The organism is Methylomagnum sp. (genome assembly GCF_054333355.1).
In genome coordinates, this window is record NZ_JBTEKS010000506.1 from 1 (window position 1) to 2637 (window position 2637).

Consider the following 2637-nt stretch of genomic DNA (forward strand, 5'->3'; position numbering starts at 1 on the left):
TGACATCTCAGAACTAGCATCAACAGCCGATCCAAGCCAATCGCCACCCCGGAGCAATCCGGCAGCCCCGCCCGCAACGCCGCCAACAACCGCTCATCCTTGGGCGGGAGCGCCTGTCCCCTGCCCCGCCGCTCGGCCAAATCCGCATCGAAACGCGCCGCCTGCTCGTCCGCATCGGCCAGTTCGTGGAAGCCGTTCCCCAACTCCAGCCCGCCCAGAAACACCTCCACCCGCTCCACCACACGCGGATCGTCCGGGCGCTGCCGGGCCAGCGATGGCAGACAGGCCGGATAGTCGTACACGAAGGCCACCCGCCCCCGCCCCAACTGCGGCTGGATGAAATAGCTGAATAGCACATCCAGCCAAACGGCGCGGTCGCCGCCGCACAAGCCCTCCGCATCATGGAAATCTCTGGCACGGGCACACTCGGCGAAGTCGGCGAGGCTGGCGGTCAGCGGATCAAGACCAAGATGCCGCCGGAATAATTCGGCATACGCATGGCGTTCCGACGGCGCGAGCGGCAAGGCATCCCGGCACACCTCGGCGAATAACGCCTCGATCTCGTCCATCAAGTCGAACAGCGAAAAACCGACCCGATACCATTCCAGCAGGGTGAATTCCGGGTTGTGGTGGCGACCGGATTCCTCGTTGCGGAAGGCTTTGCAGATTTGATAAATCGAACCGCTGCCCGCCGCCAGCAGGCGCTTCATGGCGAATTCGGGCGAGGTTTGCAGGTACAACTCCCGGCCTTGCGCCACGCCCGGCAGATTGAAGCGGGTGGTGAAGGCGTGCAGGTTGGGGTCGGTGACGCCGGTTCGGCACAGCAGCGGGGTTTCGACTTCCAGCACGTCACGCTCGGCGAAGAAGCGGCGGATGTCGGCGAGGAGTTTGGCGCGGGCGTGGAGGGCGGCGGGGGAACAGGTCGGCATCCATGGGGGTTGGTCTGTCATGCCGGACATTGAGCTTGGATCAAATTTAGAGGGGGCGGGTGTCGGACTGAAGTCCAACCTACAAGCTGTAATCGGACTGAAGTCCGACCTACGCTTGTTTGTAGGTCGGGCTTTAGCCCGACACCCCCTCCCGATGGGAAGGGATGAAAGGCGGGATTACTTGCCGACGCGGGAGACGTACTCGCCCTTGCGGGTATCGACCTTGATGACTTCGTCGGTCTGGATGAACAGCGGCACCCGCACCACCGCGCCGGTTTCCAGGGTGGCCGGCTTGCCGCCGCCGCCCGAGGTGTCGCCGCGCACGCCGGGGTCGGTCTCGACGATCTTCAATTCCACGAAGTTGGGCGGAATCACGCCGATGGGCGAGTTGTTGTACAGGGTCACTTGGCAGATATCCTGTTCCTTCAGCCACTTGGCGGCGTCGGCCACGGCGGCGGCGTCGGCTTCGTATTGCTCGAAGGTTTCCACCATCATGAAGTGCCACTTCTCGCCGTCGTTGTAGAGGTACTGCATATCGGTATCGGCCACGTCGGCGGTCTCAAAGGTGTCGCCGGATTTGAAGGTACGCTCCAACACCCGCCCAGTCTTGAGGTTGCGCAGCTTGACCCGGTTGAAGGCCTGGCCCTTGCCGGGTTTGACGAACTCGTTTTCCAGCATGTTGTAGGGGTCGCCGTCCAACATGATTTTCAAACCGCCTTTAAATTCGCTGGTGCTGACTGTCGCCATGCTTGCCTCTTTCGCTTAGGTGAACTCAAAAAATAGCGCGCATTATAATGAAGCGCTTTGTGCTTACCAAACCCGCGATGCTTCCCCGCTGGCAGGCCGAACTGGCCGACTCCTTCACCGACCCCGCCGCGCTGCTCGAATTCCTGGCGCTGGACCCGCACGATTTCCCCGCGCTGCGCCACGCCGCCGCGAGCTTTCCGTTCCGCGTCACCCGCGCTTACGCCGCCCGCATCCGTCAGCGCGACCCGGCGGACCCGCTGCTGCGCCAAGTGCTGCCGCTCGCGGCGGAATTGGCGGAACAGCCGGGCTTCGTCGCCGACCCGGTGGGCGATTTGCACGCCGCCGCCGCGCCGGGCGTGCTGCACAAATATCAGGGGCGGGTGCTGCTGATCGCCACGGGCGCTTGCGCCATCCATTGCCGGTACTGCTTCCGGCGGGAGTTCCCCTACGAGTCGCAAGGGCTGGGCAAAAGCCGCGAGCGGGAAGCCCTGGATGTAATCGCCGCCGATCCGTCGATCCGGGAAGTGATTCTGAGCGGCGGCGACCCGCTGGTGCTGAACGACGAGCGGCTGGCCCGTTGGGTGGACGGCATCGCCGCGATTCCCCAGGTCGAACGACTGCGGCTGCACACCCGCTTGCCGGTGGTCCTGCCGAGCCGGATCACGCCGGAACTGGTGGCTTGCCTCGCGGGAAGCCGCTTGCGGGCGGTAATGGTCATCCACGCCAACCATCCCGCCGAGTTCGACGCCGCCGTGGGGGACGCGCTGGCGCGGTTGCGGGGTGTCGGCATCACCTTGCTGAATCAAGCCGTGCTGCTGCGGGGCGTGAATGACGACGCGGCGACGCTGGCGCGGCTCAGCGAGGCGTTGTTTGAACAGGGCGTGTTGCCTTATTACCTGCACTTGCTGGACAAGGCGCGGGGGACGGGGCATTTCGAGGTGGCCGAGGCGCGGGCGCTGGA

3 protein-coding genes are annotated in these 2637 nt (G+C 64.5%); 1 reads left to right on the forward strand and 2 read right to left on the reverse strand.

Annotated elements, in window-relative coordinates:
- Both epmA and efp read right to left on the reverse strand, forming a co-directional pair.
- A partial coding sequence (gene epmA / locus ACXWUF_RS21760; protein WP_458496612.1) for an EF-P lysine aminoacylase EpmA occupies positions 1–950 on the reverse strand: 950 nt, incomplete at its 3' end.
- 156 nt (positions 951–1106) lie between these two features.
- Positions 1107–1676, reverse strand: coding sequence for an elongation factor P (efp, locus tag ACXWUF_RS21765; RefSeq protein ID WP_458496613.1), 570 nt, complete (start codon positions 1674–1676; stop codon positions 1107–1109).
- Between the two features lie 59 nt (positions 1677–1735).
- Here efp and epmB point away from each other — a divergent pair.
- A partial coding sequence (gene epmB / locus ACXWUF_RS21770) for an EF-P beta-lysylation protein EpmB (protein ID WP_458496614.1) occupies positions 1736–2637 on the forward strand: 902 nt, incomplete at its 3' end.